This window comes from Rhodococcus erythropolis NBRC 15567 (assembly GCF_001552595.1).
Lineage (GTDB): Bacteria > Actinomycetota > Actinomycetes > Mycobacteriales > Mycobacteriaceae > Rhodococcus_F > Rhodococcus_F erythropolis.
In genome coordinates this window covers 158,050-178,639 of the sequence record NZ_BCRM01000007.1, presented here as the reverse complement: position 1 = coordinate 178,639, position 20,590 = coordinate 158,050, and the positions used below count along the sequence as shown (strand labels likewise).

The 20,590-nt window shown below is 63.4% G+C and carries 18 protein-coding genes; 4 read left to right on the top strand and 14 right to left on the bottom strand.

The window, feature by feature from the left end; translation table 11 throughout:
• Window positions 1-98: 98 nt before the first annotated feature.
• A complete protein-coding gene (locus RE4_RS12800) occupies window positions 99-2,450 on the bottom strand; it encodes a Tex family protein (RefSeq protein ID WP_060938671.1) in 2,352 nt (783 codons plus the stop codon).
• Window positions 2,451-2,525: 75 nt separating this feature from the next.
• Here RE4_RS12800 and RE4_RS12795 point away from each other — a divergent pair, with 75 nt between their 5' ends.
• The gene (locus RE4_RS12795) at window positions 2,526-3,512 is read left to right on the top strand and encodes a serine hydrolase (protein WP_042951510.1); all 987 of its coding nucleotides are present in this window, start codon (window positions 2,526-2,528) and stop codon (window positions 3,510-3,512) included.
• Window positions 3,513-3,538: 26 nt separating this feature from the next.
• Here RE4_RS12795 and rffA read toward each other — a convergent pair whose 3' ends face one another.
• Together rffA and RE4_RS12785 are read right to left on the bottom strand one after the other, a co-directional pair.
• Entirely contained in the window at window positions 3,539-4,681 is a 1,143-nt protein-coding gene (gene rffA, locus RE4_RS12790) for a dTDP-4-amino-4,6-dideoxygalactose transaminase (RefSeq protein WP_060938670.1), read from the bottom strand.
• Window positions 4,671-5,657, bottom strand: a complete 987-nt coding sequence (locus RE4_RS12785) for a glycosyltransferase (protein WP_019747967.1) — start codon at window positions 5,655-5,657, stop codon at window positions 4,671-4,673. The genes rffA and RE4_RS12785 overlap by 11 nt, the downstream gene beginning before the upstream one ends.
• 172 nt (window positions 5,658-5,829) lie before the next feature.
• Here RE4_RS12785 and RE4_RS12780 point away from each other — a divergent pair, with 172 nt between their 5' ends.
• Together RE4_RS12780 and RE4_RS12775 are read left to right on the top strand one after the other, a co-directional pair.
• Entirely contained in the window at window positions 5,830-8,028 is a 2,199-nt protein-coding gene (locus RE4_RS12780) for a hypothetical protein (protein WP_060938669.1), read from the top strand.
• Window positions 8,025-8,471: a GtrA family protein gene (locus RE4_RS12775; RefSeq protein ID WP_020969332.1), complete on the top strand. Its 447-nt coding sequence runs from the start codon at window positions 8,025-8,027 to the stop codon at window positions 8,469-8,471. The genes RE4_RS12780 and RE4_RS12775 overlap by 4 nt, the downstream gene beginning before the upstream one ends.
• Before the next feature lie 4 nt (window positions 8,472-8,475).
• On the opposite strand, the gene RE4_RS12770 is transcribed toward RE4_RS12775, so the two are convergent.
• Window positions 8,476-9,054, bottom strand: coding sequence for a TetR/AcrR family transcriptional regulator (locus RE4_RS12770; RefSeq protein ID WP_020969331.1), 579 nt, complete (start codon window positions 9,052-9,054; stop codon window positions 8,476-8,478).
• 68 nt (window positions 9,055-9,122) lie between these two features.
• Here RE4_RS12770 and RE4_RS12765 point away from each other — a divergent pair, with 68 nt between their 5' ends.
• The gene (locus RE4_RS12765) at window positions 9,123-9,698 is read left to right on the top strand and encodes a dihydrofolate reductase family protein (protein WP_060938668.1); all 576 of its coding nucleotides are present in this window, start codon (window positions 9,123-9,125) and stop codon (window positions 9,696-9,698) included.
• On the opposite strand, the gene trmD is transcribed toward RE4_RS12765, so the two are convergent.
• The 10 genes from trmD to ftsY all read right to left on the bottom strand — a co-directional run bounded on the left by trmD (window position 9,695) and on the right by ftsY (window position 20,556).
• On the bottom strand, window positions 9,695-10,399 hold the full coding sequence (trmD, locus tag RE4_RS12760; protein ID WP_019747962.1) for a tRNA (guanosine(37)-N1)-methyltransferase TrmD: 705 nt from the start codon (window positions 10,397-10,399) through the stop codon (window positions 9,695-9,697). The two genes, RE4_RS12765 and trmD, sit on opposite strands and share 4 nt — an antisense overlap.
• Window positions 10,400-10,408: 9 nt before the next feature.
• The gene (rimM, locus tag RE4_RS12755) at window positions 10,409-10,981 is read right to left on the bottom strand and encodes a ribosome maturation factor RimM (protein ID WP_021333056.1); all 573 of its coding nucleotides are present in this window, start codon (window positions 10,979-10,981) and stop codon (window positions 10,409-10,411) included.
• A gap of 14 nt (window positions 10,982-10,995) precedes the next feature.
• Window positions 10,996-11,238 carry an RNA-binding protein gene (locus RE4_RS12750; RefSeq protein ID WP_003939023.1) on the bottom strand — a complete coding sequence of 81 codons (243 nt, stop codon included), beginning with the start codon at window positions 11,236-11,238 and terminating at the stop codon, window positions 10,996-10,998.
• Complete coding sequence (rpsP, locus tag RE4_RS12745) at window positions 11,235-11,705, bottom strand: 30S ribosomal protein S16 (RefSeq protein WP_003942818.1); 471 nt, start codon at window positions 11,703-11,705, stop codon at window positions 11,235-11,237. Before rpsP ends, RE4_RS12750 begins: the two co-directional genes overlap by 4 nt.
• 209 nt (window positions 11,706-11,914) lie before the next feature.
• On the bottom strand, window positions 11,915-12,997 hold the full coding sequence (locus tag RE4_RS12740) for an amidohydrolase family protein (protein ID WP_060938667.1): 1,083 nt from the start codon (window positions 12,995-12,997) through the stop codon (window positions 11,915-11,917).
• A gap of 3 nt (window positions 12,998-13,000) precedes the next feature.
• The gene (gene ffh, locus RE4_RS12735; protein WP_003942713.1) at window positions 13,001-14,578 is read right to left on the bottom strand and encodes a signal recognition particle protein; all 1,578 of its coding nucleotides are present in this window, start codon (window positions 14,576-14,578) and stop codon (window positions 13,001-13,003) included.
• A 115-nt stretch (window positions 14,579-14,693) separates the two neighbouring features.
• On the bottom strand, window positions 14,694-17,201 hold the full coding sequence (locus RE4_RS12730) for a [protein-PII] uridylyltransferase (protein ID WP_020907284.1): 2,508 nt from the start codon (window positions 17,199-17,201) through the stop codon (window positions 14,694-14,696).
• Complete coding sequence (locus RE4_RS12725; RefSeq protein ID WP_003942772.1) at window positions 17,191-17,529, bottom strand: P-II family nitrogen regulator; 339 nt, start codon at window positions 17,527-17,529, stop codon at window positions 17,191-17,193. Before RE4_RS12725 ends, RE4_RS12730 begins: the two co-directional genes overlap by 11 nt.
• Window positions 17,530-17,585: 56 nt before the next feature.
• Window positions 17,586-18,845, bottom strand: coding sequence for an ammonium transporter (locus RE4_RS12720; protein WP_042450902.1), 1,260 nt, complete (start codon window positions 18,843-18,845; stop codon window positions 17,586-17,588).
• Window positions 18,846-19,092: 247 nt separating this feature from the next.
• Entirely contained in the window at window positions 19,093-20,556 is a 1,464-nt protein-coding gene (gene ftsY / locus RE4_RS12715) for a signal recognition particle-docking protein FtsY (protein ID WP_060938666.1), read from the bottom strand.
• Window positions 20,557-20,590 lie beyond the last annotated feature (34 nt).

The following is a 20,590-nucleotide window of genomic DNA, read 5'->3' as shown; positions in this document are numbered from 1 at the left end:
CTCCCTTCACCGAATTTCAGATCCGATCATTCTTCCGATTGATACCGCCAACCGACTCGAATGAGACGATACGGACTCCGAAAACCCGGCGGACGGAATTACTTGCCGAAGCCCGCCTTGCGCAGAGCCTCAGCCATCGACCCGGCAGCGGGCGCGCGGTTGTCCGGACGCGACTCGCGTCCACCCTGACGTCCGCCACTACCTCGTTGCTGACCCTGCCCCTGCCCCTGCCCCTGACGCTGACCCTGTGGCTGGCCCTGACGCTGAGGTTGCCCACCTCGCGGGCCTTCGGACTTGCGGGGTGCGCCCACCTCGTCGTCGAGACGAAGCGTCAGCCCGATGCGTTGGCGTGCCTCGTCCACTTCGAGGACCTTCACCTTGACGACGTCACCTGACTTGACGACCTCGCGTGGGTCCTTGACGAAGTTGTGTGACATCGCCGAGACGTGAACCAGACCGTCCTGATGAACTCCGATGTCGACGAAGGCACCGAAGGCTGCGACGTTGGTGACCACACCTTCGAGAGTCATACCGGGCTTGAGATGCGCGACTTTCTCGATGCCTGCGGCAAAGGTCGCGGTCTTGAATTCGGGTCGTGGATCTCGTCCCGGCTTCTCCAACTCGGAGATGATGTCGGTGACGGTCGGTAGACCGAATCGCTCGTCGACGTAGTCGGACGCCGTGACCGATCGAAGTGCCTGCGAGTTTCCGATCACGGTGCGCACGTCCCCGCCGGCACTGGCAACGATCTTGCGAACCACCGGATATGCCTCCGGGTGGACGCTCGACGCGTCGAGCGGGTCGTCGCCGTCGGTGATCCGCAAGAAGCCTGCGCACTGCTCGAAAGCCTTGGGTCCCAGTCGGGAGACGTCCTTGAGTCCCTTGCGGGACTTGAACGGACCGTTCTGGTCCCGATGGGCGACGATGCTCTCCGCTAGGGAACCTGCGATTCCGGACACCCGAGCGAGCAGCGGCACGGACGCGGTGTTGACGTCGACGCCGACCGAGTTGACGGCATCCTCGACGACGGCGTCGAGCGAACGTGAGAGCAGCGATTCGGTGATGTCGTGCTGGTACTGACCGACACCGATGGACTTGGGATCGATCTTGACCAACTCCGCCAACGGATCCTGCAGGCGACGCGCAATGGACACCGCACCGCGAATCGAGACGTCGAGGTCGGGAAGTTCCTGCGACGCGTAGGCCGAAGCCGAGTACACCGATGCGCCTGCCTCGGAGACGACGATCTTGGTCAGGTTGGGCGCGCCGGTCTTCTTGATCAGTTCGGTAGCGAGCGTGTCGGTCTCGCGTGAGGCCGTGCCGTTGCCGATGGCGATCAGTTCGACGCCGTGCTTGGCGACCAGCCCGGCAAGCGTCGCAAGCGCCGCGTCCCACTTGTTCTGCGGCTGGTGCGGGTAAATCGTCTCGTATGCAACAACTTTGCCGGTTCCGTCGACGATGGCAACCTTAGTTCCGGTACGGAATCCGGGGTCGAGTCCCATGGTGGGTCGGGCGCCGGCGGGAGCCGCGAGGAGTAGATCCTTGAGGTTGGTGGCGAAGACGTCGACGGCGTCCTTTTCGGCCGACTGCCGCAGACGCATTCGCGTGTCGATACCGAGCGTGACGGCGAACTTCGTCTTCCACGCCCACTTGACGGTGTCGAGAAGCCACCCGTCGGCGGCCCGACCGCGGTCGGCGATCTCGAACCGCGACGCGATGCGGCCTTCGTAGACTGTGCGCTCCCCCGGCGCGAGTTCTTCGGTGTCGGCCGCCATGTTGAGCGACAGCACTTCTTCCTTCTCTCCGCGCAGGACGGCGAGGATGCGGTGCGAGGGCAGTTTGGAGAACGGTTCCGAGAACTCGAAGTAGTCAGCAAACTTCGAGCCATCGGTTTCCTTGCCCTTGCGGACCCAGGAGACGACCTGGCCGCGACTCCACATAAGCTCGCGCAATTCACCGACCAGATCGGCGTCCTCGGCGAAGCGCTCCACGAGGATCGACCGGGCACCGTCGAGTTGCTCGTCCGAATACTGCGCGGGATCGGTGGTGGGATCTCCGATGAGAGCGTCCGCGACGGGCTCGTGGCCGGCCTCGCGGGCGATCTGCGCCTTGGTGCGCCGCTTCGGTTTGAAGGGGAGGTAGATGTCCTCCAGCCGCGCTTTTGTCTCGGCCAGCATGATCTGACCGCGCAGTTGATCGTCGAGTTTGCCCTGAGAGTCGATCTCCGTGAGCACGGCGTCACGACGGTCGTCGAGCTCGCGGAGATACCGCAGCCGCTCGTCCAGGAGTCGCAACTGGGCGTCGTCGAGCGTGCCGGTGACTTCCTTGCGGTACCGGGCGATGAAGGGCACCGTGGCTCCGCCGTCGAGAAGGTCGACTGCTGCTGCAACCTGGCCTTCGCGGACGTCGAGTTCCTCGGCAATGCGCTGGTTCACGGTCTTGAGAATCACGAGATCCGACCCTACCGCTATCCTGAGACAAGAAGATCGGCAACAGTGCCGTGTCAGGGCTACCGGGGGAAACAGATGAGTACGCGGTACGTCCGGATTGCCGCAATGGCGGCCGCAGTTACTTTTGCGGCTTCGTGCAGCGGTGGACAGAACCCGGATGATTCGATGCAGACCCCCGCCTTCCCCGACACCAATGTTCCGGTCGCGGAGACTCTCGACGGCCGACTGGCGCAAGCTCAGGTGGCGGCGCTCGGGCGTGGTGCGGACGTCTCCATCGCCGTCCTCGATCGATCCTCGGACAAGTACCTCGATGTTGCAGGCGACCAGCAAATCGAAACTGCCTCGGTGGCAAAACTTTTCATCGCCGAGGATCTACTCCATCAGGACGCTCGCGGCGAGCGGCCCATCACGGACGACGATCGCACCCTCATGGCGGCGATGCTCGAATCCTCCGACGACACCGCAGCCAACCTTCTGTGGGACGAGGTCGGCGGTCAGGAGGTGATCACCCGGGTTGCCGAGCGTTACGCACTGACCGCGACGACGCCGCCGTGGGACGGAATGTGGTGGAACACCGAGACTACGACGCACGACCTGGTCACTTTCTACAACGGCGTCCTCGACGACTCCGACCAGCTCGGACCTGAGCGGGTCGAGCAATTCGTCGAGTACCTGCGGCAATCCACTCCCGAAGGAACCGACGGCTACGACCAGAGGTTCGGATTGCCCGAGGCCTTGTTCGGCGAGCCGGTCATCGGAGTCAAGCAAGGCTGGATGTGCTGTGTCGAGGACAAGTGGATCCATCTGTCCACCGGCATCGTCGGTGACGACAACCGATACATCATCGCAATCGGTTCGCGAGAAGACGTCCAGTACACGGACGAGGACAGCTTCTATCCCGACACCTCGTTCACCGACGCCGTCGACGACGAAAGCGCACTGCACGCACGTGACACGGTCACCGGCGTCACACAGATTCTCTTCCCGAGCGGAAGCATCGACGACTGGGCGGCGGCATCCACGACCGCGGATTCGGTGATGCCCGAAGCTTCCGGGCCCTGATTCGATCCACGCGGTCGTGTTAGTCCTCAAGCCTGCTTGTACTCGAGGACGGAACCGATGACCCGTTCCTGTTGTTCGGACGTGAGCATGGGCCACAGCGGCAGTCGAAGGATCGACGCGGAGAACTCGGCGCTACGCACACACGGCTCCGGCGTTCGTCCGTAGCGCACACCGGCCGCACTCGTATCGAGCGGAATGTAGTGGAACGGCGCCACGATTCCGTCGGCGGCAAGATGCCGAATCAAGCCGTCGCGGCTCTCTTCGGTAGGCATCTTGAGATAGAACAGGTGCGCGGTGTGCTCGCGATCATCGGGAACCGCCATGGGAACGACACCGTTCTCGGACGCCCACTCGCCCAGACTCACGCTGTAGGCATCCCAGACGCGATGCCTGGCCGCCTGAATCGCGTCGAACTCCGAGAGTTGTGCGTCGAGGACAGCGGCATTGAGTTCACTGGGCAGATAACTCGACCCGATGTCCTGCCACGAATACTTGTCGACCTGGCCGCGCAGGAAACGCGCACGGTCGGTCCCCTTCTCACGGATGATTTCGGCGCGGGTCATCAACTGATCGTCCGAGAGCAACAGCGCGCCACCCTCGCCGCAGTGAACGTTCTTGGTGTCGTGAAAACTCTGCGTACCGATAGTTCCGATGGTGCCGAGCGCCCGCCCGCGCCACTTTCCGCCGAGCCCGTGAGCGTTGTCTTCGATCAACGCGACGCCGTGGAGTTCCGCGAGGTCGACGAGAGGTTCCATGTCGGCGGCGACTCCGCCGTAATGCATGACCAGTACAGCTTTCGTGCGTTCCGTGATCGCCGCTGCGACGCAGTCGGGATCGATATTGCCGGTACTCGGATCGATGTCGACGAAAACAACAGTGGCACCGCGCAACGCGACGGCGGTCGCCGCCGAACTGAACGCGAAGCTCGGAACTATTACCTCGTCGCCCGGGCCCAATTCGAGCAGCAGCGCACCCAATTCGAGTGCGTGCGTGCACGAGGTGGTCAGCAGAGCATGCGTGGATCCGGTGATCGCCTTGAGCGCTGCAGTCGCGGACTTGGTGAAACGTCCGTCACCGTGAATGTGATCGGACTCCAGAACCGTTGCCAGATTCGACAATTCATTCGATGCCCGATAGGGGCGGGAGAAGATGATGCGATCAGTGCTCACGACTACGCCGATCGATCGAGGTTCCGGGCCGCGGGGAATCGACTGTCAGATACAGCGGCTTTCCGACAAGGACGTGCAGTGCCACGCCAAGGTATTCGGCGATGAGACCGAGCGAGAACAGGATCGCACCCGAACAGACCAGCAGCGCCATGATGATCGACGCCCATCCTTCCGGGTCGTTGTTGTCACCGGTCATGGCTTGGACGAAGATCACCGCAGCCATGATCACACCGGCCGACGCCAGGGTGACCCCGAGCAGACTCACCAGCCGCAGACCGCGGGTTCCGCTACACAACACCATCTTCCAGAACAACGAGAACAAACGGCGATAGTTGTACCCCGATTCCTCGCGGCCTTCCGCTCGAAGTGTCACCGGCGCAGTGGCGGTATTGCCGACGACCCACGTCAGCGCGACGTCCAGATACACGCCGTTGGCGGCGACGCCGGCCAACTGTCGGCCGATGTCACCTCGGATCAGGCGGTAACTTTCGAATCTCGTCGAATCAGGGAACGCGAATACCGTCGCCAAGACGATCTTTGCACCGCGCGAGGTCAGGTTCCGCAAGAATCCATGCGGGCGGGTGTTCGTGGGTTTGGAATACACGAGATCGGATCGCTCCGTCAGCGCGGTGTCGAGGAAAGCCCCGATGTGCACCGGGTCGTGCTGGCCGTCTTCGTCCATCGTCACGATCCACTGGCCACGTGCAACGGCCATACCGGCGATAGTCGCCGCGTCCTGGCCGTAGTTGCGACTGAGCCACACGACACGCACCTGATCGAAACGGCGCTCCAATTCGAGTAACACGACGTCGGAACGGTCCGGACCGTTGTCGTGAACCAGCACGATCTCGTCGACGGTGAACTGCGCTCCACCGGGCGTCGAACTCGGTGCGCACAGGCCGTCCAACTCCTCGACGAGCGCCGTGATCGTCTTTTCGCCCTGATAAACGGGCACTACGACGGAAATCGAGTGCACTCGCTTCCACTCCCTTCAGGGGGCTCGACTGGCGCCGAGAGACAGGCACGATCGGGCCCACACCGTCGCGAACTTTAACACGCAGAGATGTCCGGACTTCGGATGCCGACGGCGCGTGATGCGCTCGCGTCTCCGCGCGCCCCACCTGCCCTGTTAAGGTCTGGAACTCGTGGTGGAAACTCGCACTCTCGCCCGGGCAGACGTGTACAAGTGGGGCGCCGTCACGGCGGTCGGTGTCATCGCCGGCTACCTGGCCGTGGTGCTCGCGAACGCTCGTCACTTCTACACCGACGACACCGAGTCCCAGTACGCGCCGCTGTGGGTCATGCTCGGCCGTAGCCTGCGAGAAGGACACCTGCCGGTACTCGTCCCCGAGAACTGGATGGCGGGCAACTACGCGATCGAGGAAGCGGGCCTTCTCAATCCGCCACAACTTCTGATCGACCTGATCGCACCGTCCTTCGACAACCTGGCGCTTTACGCGACGATCGTGAAATTGATCTTCGCGATCATCCTTGCGCTGGGCGTCTATCGGATCTGCCTGGAGTACGGCTCGAAGCCCACGTGGGCTGCGGTCGCCGGAGTCTCGATTCCGTTCACCGGTTTCCTCCTCTTCTTCGACTCGGCCAGTTGGATGACAGCCTTCACCGGCACTGCCTGGATGGTGCAGGCGTGGGCCTCGGCAATCCGCTACGCCAGAGGCAAGAGCGGTCCGATCCCGACCTTCGTGTTCTTGTATCTCGCGATGTCGGTCCAATATGTTTTCCCCGCAGTCGAATCCGGCTTGATGATCGTCGCAGTCGCGATCGGCGAAGTTGTCTATCAGCGGCGTTGGCTGCCGTCGCTGCGGCTTCTGGCGGTGTCTGCCTGTGCCGCCCTCGCCGGTCTCGCGACGTATCTGCCGAGCCTGCTCACCGCCGACGTCACCTGGCGCGGTGCATCCGAAGTCAAGAACGACGCATTCCTTGCCGTTCCCTGGTCGGAATCGCTGAACGCGAGCCTGCCGAGCACGATGCCCGCATTCTCCTCGTGGTGGGGATACATCCAGACCATGCCCATGGTCTACGTCGCGTGGTTCCTCATTCCGGCTCTGGCGTTCATCGACTGGGGCAAGGCACGCGCCGCGGCACGCGAATTGACCGCCGTCGGGATCTTCACGGTCGCCGTCCTCATGTGGACTGCCGGGCCGAGCACGATCGGCCCACTGCGGTGGCCCGCGCGCGTGCTTCCGATGGTGGCCATCGGACTCCTGCTTCTGGTGTGCATCCTGCTCGGGCGTTACGCCACGACCGACAAGTTGCGCGGACGCTGCGTTGCAGCGGGAATCCTCGTGGGCCTGCTTTTGATCAGGTCCGCCTCGGCAGCTCCCGGGCTCGCAAAATGGCATGTGATCTCAGCCCTGGTCGTTGCCGCACTCGGCGCTGCGATGGTGTGGCTGGGCCGCACCAAGGGCACCGCGCTCGCATGCCTGTTGGCAATCGCCGCGGTCTCCCCCATCGCCTACACCCAGGTTCGGGCCGCGCAACCAACCCCGATGAGCTGGGATCTGCCCGAATCCCGCTCGGAGATGAAAGAGGCCTTCCCCGACTTCGAAGGCACGACACTGCAACTGGGCGACCGTGCACTCATCGCACCCGGGGACAAAACCCTCGACGGAGCGTACGGTTCCCTGGCTTTCGGCAACTACCCCAAAGACCTCGAACTGACCTACACCAGCGGCTACACCCCCAACGGGCACTTCTACTTCGGTGATCTGCTCTGCATGCGCTGGGACATGAGCGTCTGCCCCGACGCCTTCCGACGGGCATTCACCGTCGAACCCACCACCGGCCGCACCATCGTCGACCTGATGAACGTGGACCGCGTCGTACTGCAGAACGCCCTCTACCCCGACGCACGTAAGAGCCCGGCCCCCGACGGGTGGACATGGGTGGACTACCCCGGTCACGAGAACTACATCTCCGTACTCGAACGCGTCGACGGGCCCGTCTCGACACGAAACGGCCGCATCGCCGATACCCATGGCGTCGAAGCTGTTTCGACCGCCGAGTCGAACCTGTCGAGCACCCTTCGTGTCAGTTCGGAGACCGGCGGCAAGGTTGTGTTCGCACGGCTCGGCTGGCCCGGGTATCGAGCTAGCCTCGACCGTCAGCCTGTCCCGATCGACGTCGTCGCGAAGTCCTTTGTCACCGTGGACATCCCAGCCGGGACGAAGGACGCTGAACTTGTCCTCACGTGGCGGCCCCCGGGATGGAAGGTCGGCGGCGCTTCGATGGTCGCCGGAATCCTCGGCCTCGGTGTGCTCGAGTGGATGTATCTGCGGACACGACGCAAGGACCGGATCAACATCGTGAAAACCGAGTCTTCATGACCGAAGACATCGCATCACCCGAGAACCCCGGCCCACTGCTGCGGGTGGTCAAGCATCAACCCATCGCGTTTGCCATTGTCGGAGTGGCCAATACGGCGATCGGATACGGGCTCTTCGTGATCTGGTCACTGATCCTCGACAACAAGGATCTGTATCAAGTGGCTGTGATCGGTGCGTACTCCATCAGCGTGCTCATCGCTTTCGTTCTGCATCGGACGTTGGTTTTCCGCGTCCGCGGACATGTGGCACGCGACCTGGGCGCGTTCATCGTCGTCAATTCCGGTGGCCTCGTGCTGAATCTGATACTCGGAACGATCGCGGTGTCGATTCTGCATGCCCCGCCGCTTCCCGCCCAGGCGGTTGTCATGTTGATCGTTGCCGGGGTGAGTTTCTTCGGTCATCGATACTTCTCGTTCCGCCGCAAACCTGCCGAGCGGCACTGACCTTCTACGATTCGCGGGGTAGCGCTCGATCCACCGCGGCCTCGACGATCGTACGAATATCTTCCTCCCCGAACAGGTTCGGCAATGTCAGTCGATCCAGTACGAGCCAGTTCAGCGACAAATAGAGCAGGCGAACGGTCATCGCATCACCCGGCACGCCCGACGCCAGATGATTGGCTACGTTCAGATCGAAGTCTTCTCGGATGCGGACGGTCAGGACCGCTCGCAGGTCCGGACGACGTATCGCCTCCAGCCGCAACTCCATGAGCGCGAGGAAACCCGTTCCAAACGAGGTGACCCGCTCGACCACGTCGAGCATGAGCGTCACCAGTCGCTCACGATCGGTGCCGTTGACGGGATCGATCAATCCCTCGAGGTCGTCCGGAATCAGTCGCTCGTAGATCCGGCCACCGGCCTGCGTGAGTAGGTCGTCGCGATTGGAGAAGTAGTTCGACGCTGTCCCGTTCGGCACGGCTGCCTGGGTGTCGACGGCTCGAAAAGTCAAGCCTCGAGCACCCTCTCGGGCCAACACCTCGATTGCCGCGTCGATCAGGGCAAGCCGTCGTTCCGGGTTCTTTCGCACTTGACATCACTCCTGACACGACCCTAAGTTAAACCACTACAAACATAGTACTACGAACGGAGCGTTTGATGCGAAAGCTTGTGTACTACGTGGGAGCTTCCCTCGACGGCTACATCGCGGGCCCAGACGGCGAATTCGATTTCTTCCCGGTTTCCGAACAGATCACGGCCTGGATATGTGATCGATATCCCGAGACCGTGCCAACGCATGTGCGGCCCGCTCTCGGAATCGAGGACGCACCCAACAGAACCTTCGACACGGTCGTCATGGGCCGCGGCTCTTACGAGCCCGGGCTGAGCCTCGGCGTGACCAGCCCTTTTGCGCACCTGCGCCAGTTCGTCGTCTCCAGCACCCTCCCTGGCGCCGAGGATCCCGCGGTCACCATCGTTCGCACCGATCCACGTGCGGTCGTCAGATCCCTCAAAGAGGAAGAAGGACAAGATATCTGGCTGTGCGGCGGCGGAACTCTCGCCGGCGAACTACTACCGGAGATCGACGAGTTGATCGTCAAAAGGTATCCGGTTGTCGCCGGCGCGGGCATACCGATGATCAGAGGTAACTTCGAGCCGACACTGTTCACACCGACTGCAACCGAATCGCTCGACGACGGCGCAAGCATCACCTGGTTGAAGAGAAATACCTAAGGAAGTAGATCCGGTCGACGCTCGGCCGTGCGCTGCAGCGACTGCTCATGGCGCCAGGCCTTGATCTTCGCGTGATCTCCGGAAAGCAGAACAGGCGGAACCTCGAGATCACGCCACACGGCGGGGCGAGTGTAACTGGGCCCTTCGAGGAGCCCGTCGGAGAACGAATCCTCTTGGTGTGACAGCTGATTGCCGAGAACGCCGGGCATCAGTCGCACAACAGCCTCGACCATCACCAGCACGGCTGCTTCGCCGCCGATCAGAACGTAATCGCCGATACTGACTTCTTCGACGCGAACCCGCTTGGCGGCGTCGTCGAAGACGCGTTGGTCGATACCTTCGTATCGGCCGCAGGCGAAGACAAGGTGCTTGGCGGTGGCCCAGCGATGTGCGGTCGCCTGAGTGAACGGGACGCCGGCGGGAGTCGGCACCACCAGGATCGTCTCGGCATCATCCGGGCCGGAAGAATCGGAGCGACCGATCACGTCGTCCAGTGCCGGACCCCAGACGGTGGGTTTCATGACCATGCCGGGTCCGCCGCCGTACGGGGAATCGTCGACGGCTTTGTGTACGTCATGGGTCCACGACCGAAGATCGTGGACGTCGACCGAGATCAAGCCACGTTCGATTGCCTTGCCCAGCAAGGCAGCACGAAGCGGTTCGAGATACTCGGGAAAGATGGTGACGACGTCGAGACGCATGACAAACGATCAGTCGTTGTCTGGGTTCGAATTATCGCTGTTCGACTTGTCACCGAAGTCCGGGTCGAGCAGTCCCTCGGGAGGCTCGATCATCACGACGCCGTCGGCAATCGACACCGAGGTGACGATGGCGGCGACAAACGGGATCAGCAATTCACCGGACGTCTCGCCGGTACGACGAATCGAAAGCAATTCGCCTGCGGCGGAATGTAATACCTCGATGACCGAACCGACCTCGGTACCGTCCGTGAGGACGACCTTCAGTCCTTCGAGTTCGTGATCGTAGAACTCGTCCGGATCATCCGAAGGCTCGAGTTCGGAACTGTCGATGACAAACAGTGTGCCGCGCAACGCATCTGCGTCGCCACGGTCACTGACGCCTTCGAGGCGCAGCAGAAGCCGCCCGGAATGATCCCGGGCGGCTTCCACTGTGTACGACTTCAGTGTGGACTCGCGCGGCTTGCGCCCACGCAGCACAGAACCTACGGCAAAACGATCGTCGGGCTCGTCTGTACGAACCTCGACTACCAATTCACCTTTGATGCCATGCGACTTCGCGACACGACCGACTACGAGTTCCACCTGTTTACTGCCGTCTACTGATCGGTGTCGACGACATCAACACGGATACCGCGGCCACCGATGCCGGAGACCAAGGTCCGCAGAGCGGTCGCCGTGCGACCACCCCGACCGATGACCTTGCCGAGATCGTCGGGGTGCACGTGCACCTCGACGGTCCGTCCCCGACGTCCGGTGATCAGCTCGACACGCACATCGTCGGGATTGGCGACGATGCCACGCACGAGATGCTCTACCGCATCAGCGACGACGGCACTCACTTGTCAGCAGCCTCGGCGTCTGCAGCGGGAGCCTCGGCGTCAGCCGCGGTGTCTTCTGCCTTGGCCTCGTCAGCCTTTGCAGCCTTCTTCTTCTTGGGGGTGATTGCTTCTGCAACCGGCTCGTTCTCGGCCTGCGCGAGTGCAGCCTGGAAGAGTTCGAGCTTGGTGGGCTTGGCTTCCTTGACGCGCAGGGTGCCTTCGGTGCCCGGCAGGCCCTTGAACTTCTGCCAGTCACCGGTGATCTTGAGGAGTGCCTCGACGGGCTCGGTGGGCTGTGCGCCCACGGACAGCCAGTACTGAGCGCGCTCGGAATCGATGTCGATCAGCGAGGGCTCTTCCTTCGGGTGGTACTTGCCGATGGTCTCGATCGCACGGCCGTCACGACGGGTGCGCGAGTCGGCGATGACAACGCGGTACTGAGCGTTGCGGATCTTGCCGAGGCGGGTGAGCTTGATTTTGACAGCCACAGCTGCAGTTCTCCTTCAGCGCGCACAACAGTGCTGCGCATGTCACGTGCAATTCAGCGACCCACACGATTTGTGAGCCCGGTTTTGCCTCTATCCTGTGACCGTCGCAGCGGTACGTAACCGGTTGCGACGAACAATGGTCCATTGTGCCAGATGGGTGGGCTCGTTCGGAAACCACCCTGTGCGCGCTTCGAGAGTGCAGGGACTCCCTAACCACTCACGGGGGTGCCGCGGAGGATCACACGCATCGGCTTCGCGAGCACATCGGGGTTTCCGCGCGGATCTTCGGAATAAACCACCAGGTCGGCGGGCGCTCCCTCTTCGATGCCCTGGGCACCCAACCAACTCCGCGCATCCCAGCTGGCTGCGCCCAACGCCTGGTGAGCTGTCAATCCGGCAACTTCGAGTTCGGCGATCTCGTCGGCGATCCGCCCGTGCCTGATCGAACCGCCGGCATCCGTTCCGGCATAGATCGGAATCCCGGCCTCGTGAGCGGCACCGATTGTCTGGTGCCGACGAGCGTGCAAATCGCGCATATGCGCCGCGTAGATCGGATATCGCGTGGCGGAGTCCGCGATCTCGGGGAAAGTAGCGATGTTGATCAGCGTCGGAACCAGGGCCGTGCCGTGCGCGACCATCGACTCGATGGTCGCGTCCGTCAATCCGGTGCCGTGCTCGATGCAGTCGATACCGGCGTTGATCAGGCCGGGCAAAGCGTCTTCGGCAAAAACGTGAGCGGTGACCTTTGCGCCTTCGGCGTGGGCGGCAGCGATGGCCTCGACCAGGATCTCGTCGCTCCACAAGGGAGCCAAATCGCCGACGGAACGATCGATCCAGTCGCCGACGAGCTTGACCCAGCCGTCACCAGCGCGTGCCTGACGCACTACCTCGGCCGGCAACTGAGATTCGTCGTCCAGGTCGACCGGCAAGCCCGGGATGTACCGCTTGGGTGCCGCGATGTGCTGACCTGCGCGAATGATTCGCGGCAAATCGAGGCGCTCGTCGATGAACCTGGTGTCGACCGGTGATCCGGCGTCGCGGAGCAACAGCACGCCCGCGTCACGTTCGGTCTTCGCCTGCTCCAGCAAGCCGTCGACGGTTTCGCCGCCGCCACCGCCGTAGCGGATACCGACGTGACAATGCGCATCCACGAGACCCGGTGTGATCCAACCCGACTCGACGATCGTCTCCGCACCGGACACCGGCTCGAAGGAAATCAGCCCGTCGACGATCCACAATTCGATCGGCTCGGCATCGGGCAGACCGATACCCCGCAGATGAAGCGCAGCCACCGACTACTTCTTGGGCAGCTTGAGCTGGGAAAGATCGATGCCTTCCAGTCCGGGCGGCAACTGATCGAGACCCTTGGGCATGTTCGACAGGTCGGGCATACCGGCCGGCATTCCGCCGGGCATACCCGGGAATCCGCCCATGCCGGGGAATCCTCCGCGCATCTTGGGCTGCGTCGGGCCCTTGCCGCCCTTCTTGCCCTTCTTGCCCTTCTTGCTGCGAACCTGCTTACGCGCGCCGGGCATGCCCATACGGCCGGCCATGGCAGCCATCATCTTGCGGGCTTCGAAGAAGCGATCCACCAACTGGTTGACGTCGGAAACCTTGACGCCCGAACCGTTCGCGATGCGCAGTCGGCGTGAGGCGTTGATGATCTTCGGATCGTCGCGCTCGGCCGGCGTCATACCGCGGATGATGGCCTGAATGCGATCGAGTTGCTTCTCGTCGACGTTGGCCAGCGCGTCCTTCATGCCGCCGGCACCCGGCAGCATGCCGAGGAGGTTGCCGATCGGGCCCATCTTGCGGACGGCCATCATCTGATCGAGGAAGTCTTCGAGGGTGAGCTGACCGGAACCGATCTTCGCTGCGGTCGCTTCGGCCTGATCGGCGTCGAAAACCTGCTCGGCCTGCTCGATGAGGCTCAGGACATCGCCCATACCGAGGATCCGGCTGGCCATGCGATCGGGGTGGAAGACGTCGAAGTCTTCGAGCTTCTCGCCGGTGGACGCGAAGAGGATCGGCTGGCCGGTGACCTCGCGGACGCTCAGTGCGGCACCACCGCGGGCGTCGCCGTCGAGCTTGGTGAGGACGACACCGGTGATGCCGACTCCCTCACGGAACGCGTCGGCGGTACTGACCGCGTCCTGACCGATCATGGCGTCGAGGACGAAGATGGTCTCGTCCGGGTTGACGGCGTCACGGATACCGGCGGCCTGCGCCATCAGCTCCGAGTCGATACCGAGGCGACCGGCGGTGTCGACGATCACGACGTCGTAATGCTTGTTGCGTGCTTCTTCGACGCCGGCGCGGGCGACCTCGACGGGGTCGGCTGCGGACACGCCCAGTGCGTTTTCGCCGCCGCCGATGGAGGTACCGGGATGCGGCGCGAAGACTGCAGCGCCCGCACGCTCACCGACGATCTGAAGCTGAGTGACGGCGCCGGGACGTTGAAGGTCACAGGCGACGAGGAGGGGCGTGTGCCCCTGGTCCTTGAGCCACTTGGCCAACTTTCCGGCCAGCGTGGTCTTACCGGAACCCTGCAGACCGGCCAACATGATGACCGTCGGCGGAGTCTTGGCGAACTGGAGTCGACGAGTTTCGCCGCCGAGAACCTCGACCAGCTCTTCGTTGACGATCTTGACGACCTGCTGAGCCGGGTTCAGTGCACCCGAGACCTCGGCGCCCTTGGCGCGTTCCTTGATCTTGGCGATGAAGCTGCGCACTACGGGAAGCGCGACGTCGGCCTCGAGCAGGGCAAGGCGGATCTCGCGGGCCGTAGCGTCGATGTCGGCGCCGGACAGACGACCCTTGCCACGCAGATCCTTGAGAGATCCGGTCAATCTGTCGGAAAGGGATTCGAACACCGAGTGCGCTCCTGAAGGTCGTGCGAGTTAGCCGTGGATATTCTCGGGCACCAGCCTAGCCGCTACGCCCGCACCGATCCCAGCCGATGCGGGCGTAACTGCCGAAACCGGTCCGTCAATCCTCTTTCTTCTTGGGTTGTGGCACCGGGACCACCGCCAGCACCGCCTCCTCGACGCGCTCTCGCGCCGCACGGGTATCGGCCTCACCGAAGTCGAGGCAGAACGCGTCGACCACCGAGGAACCCAACGTGGCGACCTTCGCCCACCGGATGTCGGCACCACTGTGTTCGAGTGCTGCGGCCAGTCGGCAAAGCAGGCCGACGCGGTCCTCGGTACGCAATTCGAGGATCGCGTGACCGTCACCGGGCGCATCGAACCAGATGACCCGCGGCGGTGCCTGCGAATAGAGCACCGGAACCGCCGAATCCTTGTTTGTCTGGATCGGGTCGTCCCACTGCTCTGCCCGTGCCTCCTCGTCCTTGGCGTCGAGAAGTTCGAGCAGATTCAGTTCACCGGCCGAAGCGCGGATCAATTCCTGCCTGAGCAGCACCGCCTGCGGCGGTGTGCCGAACCTCGGTGTGACGACAAACGAATTGACCGCCGAACCCGCGTGCGATCCCAGCGAAGCGGAATGCACCCGCAACGACTGCAGCGCCAGAACGCCGGCAGCCCGAGACAGCAACCCGGGCGCGTCGGGCGCGATGACGGTCACGACGTAGGTGTGCGGATTCTCGGCCGGTACGAGCGAGACGTGAACCCCGCCATCCTCGGCAATGGCCAACTGCTCGGGAGCGAGTGGATCGGGTTGTGGGAGTTCCTCCCCCGCCATCAACAAACGGCAACGACGCACGAGCTCACCGATCAGAGACGACTTCCAGTCGCCCCAGACGCCAGGCCCGGTGGCCAGCGAATCCGCCTCCGCCAACGAATGCAGGAGATCGAGAAGCGTCCCGTCCCCTTCGAGTGCGTCGACCACTCGCTGAACCGTTGCCGGATCGTCGAGGTCGCGACGGGTCGCCGTTTCCGGCAGCAGCAAGTGATAGCGCACCATCGCCGTCAACGTCGCGACGTCGGAAGGCCAGAGCCCCAAGCGATTTCCGATCGCAGTGGCCAATTCGGCACCGACGACGCTGTGGTCTCCCCCTCGCCCCTTCCCGATGTCGTGGATCAACGCACCGAGCATGAGCAAGTCCGGCCGAGCGACGCGAGTGGTGAATCCGCTTGCATACGCGGCGGTTTCGACCAGGTGGCGATCCACCGTCCACGTATGGACGGCGTCGCGCGGCGGAAGATCGCGAATGGTCCCCCACTCCGGCAGGAGGCGACCCCAGAGCCCGGTCCGGTCCATCGCCTCGATCACCGGAACGGCACGCGATCCCGAACCGAGCACGACCAAGAGATCGTTGACCGCATTTTTCGGCCACGGCTCACGCAATTCGGGGGCATTGTCGGCCAGGCGATTGAGCGTCGACGCGGAGATCGGCATGCCGTTGGTGGCCGCCGCTGCCGCGACCCGCATCACCAGACCGGGATCCTTCTTCGGCCTCGCATCGCGCGCCAGGACAACTTCGCCGGCATGCTCGACGACGCCCTCGTCCAGTGGTCGCCGCACCGGCGCGCGACGCAGCCGCGACAAACCACGCCGGGGCAAGGAGTTTCCGGCGGTACGGATACCGACGTCCACCGAATAGCTGATGGTGCGCGCCGATTCGCTGAGAAGGCGGGCCAGATCGAATCGATCACCGATCCGCAGCGCCGCACCGATTTCGTCGGCGTCCTGCGCTCGCAGTTGATCGCGGGCGCGACCGGCAACGCGGTGAAGTTCAGTGCGCACGTCGAGCAACCGCCTGTGCGCGAGTGCCAGACCGCCGCCGGGCGAGTTGGGTCCCAGCCCTGGCATCCCGTCGGTCAATTGCGCGATGGACAGGGCGTTGAGCAGTTGCACGTCGCGCAGCCCGCCACGGCCGCTCTTGAGATCCGGTTCGGCGCGATGGGCGATCTCGCCGCTGCGCTCCCACCTCGTACGGGTCTGGGTGATCAATTCGTCGAATCGGCTGCGGATGTCCATGCGCCACTGTCGACGGACACCACTGATCAACAGGTTGCTCAGCTCCACATCGCCGGCAATGTGGCGTGCTTCGAGCATTCCGAGTGCCGCCGTCATGTCGGTGGCCGCAACCTGAAGCGCCTGCGGAAGCGTCCGCACGCTGTGGTCGAGTTTGATGTGCGCGTCCCACAGCGGGTACCACAGGCTGTCCGCAACCTGGGCCACGACTGCTGGGTCCATGTCGTCGTGCAGCAGAATCAGATCGAGATCGGAATACGGCAGCAGTTCGCGTCGGCCCAGACCACCCACGGCGACGATGGCAAACCCACAATCCGGTTTGATGCCCAGTTCGGTTCCCTTGGTGGTCAACCAGAATTCGTGCAGATCGACCAGTGCATGTCGCAGTGAGGGGGCGTCGAGCCTCCTGTTCTTGACGCCTCCGGTGAGTAGGGCCTTGCGTGCGCGGGCCAGGTCCGCAGCTTCGTCGGATCCCCCTGACGAGACCGGCCCTGGCCCCGTCGCTTTCGCGACGGAACCAGGGCCGAGGTTCTCGGACCCTTTCGGGTCAGAGTGCATCGCCACCGCGTTCCCCGGTGCGAACCCGGATGACCGACTCGACTGGCGAGACCCACACCTTGCCGTCACCGATCTTGCCGGTTCGAGCGGCCTCGACGATCACCTCGACCACCTTGTCCACGGCCGCGTCGTCGACGACGACCTCGACCCGGACCTTGGGTACGAAGTCCACGGAGTACTCCGCGCCTCGGTACACCTCGGTGTGGCCCTTCTGTCGGCCGTAGCCCTGAACTTCGCTGACTGTCATACCCAGCACTCCGGCCTGCTCGAGTCCGGTCTTGACGTCCTCGAGCGTGAACGGCTTGACGATTGCTGTGATCAGCTTCATGTGCTCATCCCTTTCCAAACTCTGAAGTGCCTGAATTCACTTTAATCACGTGCTGATCACGCGAGGTCGTATGCGGTCTCTGCGTGTTCGGTCTCATCGATGCCGCGTGCCTCGTCCTCGGCCGAGATTCGCCAGCCCAGGGGCTTGAGTGCGAAGCCGATGATCGTCGTCAGAACGCCGGTGAAGACGAGTGCTGCGAGTGCGATCACGATCTGAACCACCAGTTGCTTGTAGTCGCCGCCGTAGAAGAGGCCGGTTGCGGTGCCGAAGAATCCGATACCGATCGTGCCCCACAGGCCGGAGACAAGGTGCACACCGACGACGTCGAGCGAGTCGTCGAAGCCGAAGCGGAACTTCAGGCCGACTGCGAGAGCGGACAGGATGCCGGCTACGGCGCCGAGGAAGATGGAACCGACCGGGTTGAGCGCACCGGCAGCAGGGGTGATGGCGACCAGACCGGCGACCGCACCGGAAGCTGCGCCGAGGCTGGTGGCGTGACCGTCACGAATACGCTCGGTGGCGAGCCAGGCCAGGACTGCGGCACACGTCGCGGTGGTCGTGTTGACCCAGGCGAGACCGGCGTTACCGTCGGCGGCGAATGCCGAGCCGGCGTTGAAGCCGAACCAACCGAACCAGAGAAGTGCTGCGCCGAGCATCACGAAGGGCAGGTTGTGCGGACGGAAGGCGGTCTTGCCGAAGCCGAGACGCTTGCCGACGATGAGGGCGAGGACCAGACCGGCCATACCCGCGTTGATGTGAACGACTGTGCCACCGGCGAAGTCGATCGGAGCGACGTTGGCGACGGTGACTCCGTCGTCGTTGACCGTGGTGCCGAAGAGCTTTGCCGCGATGCCGTCCTCGGAGCCCGAGAGGAGTCCGCCGCCCCACACCATGTGTGCGAGGGGGAAGTAGACGACGGTGACCCAGATACCCGAGAACAGCAGCCAGGTGCCGAACTTGACCCGCTCGGCCAGGGCACCACTGATAAGGGCGGTGGTGATGATCGCGAATGTCACCTGGAACGCGATGTCGATGACGTTGGGGTAGCCCCACGCGCCGGCGATGAAGTTGCCGTCAGCATCGGTGATGCTGTTCTTGAGGCCGAAGAACTCGAACGGGTTGGCAAAAATGCCCCCGATGTTCTCGGTGCCGTAGGACATCGACCATCCCCACAGAACGTAGATGACGCCGATGACGGCCATGGCCCCGAAGGACATCATCATCATGTTCAGGACGGACTTGGACCGAGACATCCCGCCGTAGAAGAAAGCGAGGCCGGGTGTCATCAGCAAGACCAGAGATGCAGCCATCAGCATCCATGCGGCGTTACCGGAGTTCGCCAACAAATCGTCGGTACTCACTTACTACCTCCTAGTCGCACGTGCCGGGCAGCACGTCGTTAAGGAGAAGAGTGCTGGGCTGGTGTTTCGTCCATGGCGCTGTCGCGTTTCGCAGACGTGAACCAATTGCCCAACTTTGTTGCAAACAGGTTTCGCCAGCGGGTTCTACCGACCCTGTGCGCCTTTTCGGTAGTTCGCGCTACCAAAAAGGCGCACGGGGGCGTCAGCCCAGCAGGGCGTCGACGAACGCACCCGGCTCGAAGGGCGCCAGGTCGTCGGCACCTTCACCGAGACCGACCAACTTCACCGGCACACCCAGTTCATGCTGAACCTGGAAGACGATTCCGCCCTTGGCGGTTCCGTCCAGCTTGGTCAGTACGACGCCGGTGATGTCCACGACCTCCGCGAACACTCGAGCCTGTGCCAGTCCGTTCTGGCCGACCGTCGCATCGAGAACCAGCAGAACGTCGTCGACCGACGCCTTCTTCTCGATGACCCGCTTGACCTTGCCGAGCTCGTCCATCAGGCCGGTCTTGGTGTGCAGGCGGCCGGCGGTGTCGATGAGGACCACGTCCACGCCGTCCGCGATGCCCCGTGAGACCGCGTCGAAGGCAATCGCAGCGGGATCGCCACCCTCCTTGCCACGAACAACTTCAGCGCCGACACGCTCGGCCCACGTCTGGAGCTGATCGGCGGCGGCCGCGCGGAACGTGTCCGCGGCACCGAGCACGACGCGACGACCGTCGGCGACGAGCACGCGAGCCAGCTTGCCGGTGGTCGTTGTCTTGCCGGTCCCGTTGACGCCGACGACGAGCAGAACAGCCGGGTGATCATCATGCGGCAATGCGCGGATGGAGCGGTCCAGTTCGGGACGCAGTTCGGCGATCAACACCTCGCGCAGAAGGGCGCGGGCGGCAGCCTCGGTCCGGACGCTGCGGGCCGCCATCTGCTCACGAAGCTTCGTGACAACCTTTTCCGTGGTCGCGGAGCCGAGGTCTGCGATGAGAAGGGTGTCCTCGACTTCTTCCCACGAGTCCTCGTCCAGATCGCCGCCACCGAGCAGACCGAGCAAGCTCTTGCCGACCGCTGACTGCGAGCGGGAGAGGCGCCCGCGCAGTCGGTCCAGCCGGCCTTCGGTCGGGTCGATCTCGTCCAACACGAGCGGTGCAGGCTCGACGGGTTCAGGAACTACAACGGGCTCGGGAACTACGACGGGCTCGGGTACGACTGCAGGTTCGGGAACGACAGGTTCTTCGACAACAGGTTCTGCTACTGGTGGTTCTTCTACGACCGGCTTTTCGATTACCGGCTCTTCGACAACCGGTTCCTCGACAACAGCGGGTTCTTCGACAACCGGCTCCTCGACGACAGCCGGCTTCTCAGCAACAGGTTCTTCGACGACCGGTTCTTCGACGACAGGTTTTTCGACGACAGGCGGCTTCTCCGCGACCGGCGGCGTCGGAACCACCGGAGGTGGCGCCGTTGCCGTCGAGCCTTGACTGAAGTTGAACCCGCCACCGGCCTTGTAGCCGCCTGACTTGTCCTTCTCGGGGGTGCCGAGCTCCGGCTTCGTCTCGGGCGCCTTCAGCGAGACCTGCCCCTTGCGGTAGCGCAGGAATCCGGCAACGAGAACGACGAGTAGTACGGCCGCTACAGCCGCGATGATGATCCAAGCCTGGGTAGTCACCGGCCCATTGTTTCAGGCTCCGACCCGGAAAGTG

Excerpts from the sequence above, each read along its gene's own strand:
- RE4_RS12775 (WP_020969332.1), top strand. The coding sequence starts at position 8,025 with ATGACCGAAGACATCGCATCACCCGAGAACCCCGGCCCACTGCTGCGG.
- RE4_RS12720 (WP_042450902.1), bottom strand. The coding sequence starts at position 18,845 with ATGCTGATGGCTGCATCTCTGGTCTTGCTGATGACACCCGGCCTCGCT.
- trmD (WP_019747962.1), bottom strand. The coding sequence starts at position 10,399 with ATGCGTCTCGACGTCGTCACCATCTTTCCCGAGTATCTCGAACCGCTT.
- RE4_RS12795 (WP_042951510.1), top strand. The coding sequence starts at position 2,526 with ATGAGTACGCGGTACGTCCGGATTGCCGCAATGGCGGCCGCAGTTACT.
- RE4_RS12765 (WP_060938668.1), top strand. The coding sequence starts at position 9,123 with ATGCGAAAGCTTGTGTACTACGTGGGAGCTTCCCTCGACGGCTACATC.
- RE4_RS12725 (WP_003942772.1), bottom strand. The coding sequence starts at position 17,529 with ATGAAGCTGATCACAGCAATCGTCAAGCCGTTCACGCTCGAGGACGTC.
- RE4_RS12730 (WP_020907284.1), bottom strand. The coding sequence starts at position 17,201 with ATGCACTCTGACCCGAAAGGGTCCGAGAACCTCGGCCCTGGTTCCGTC.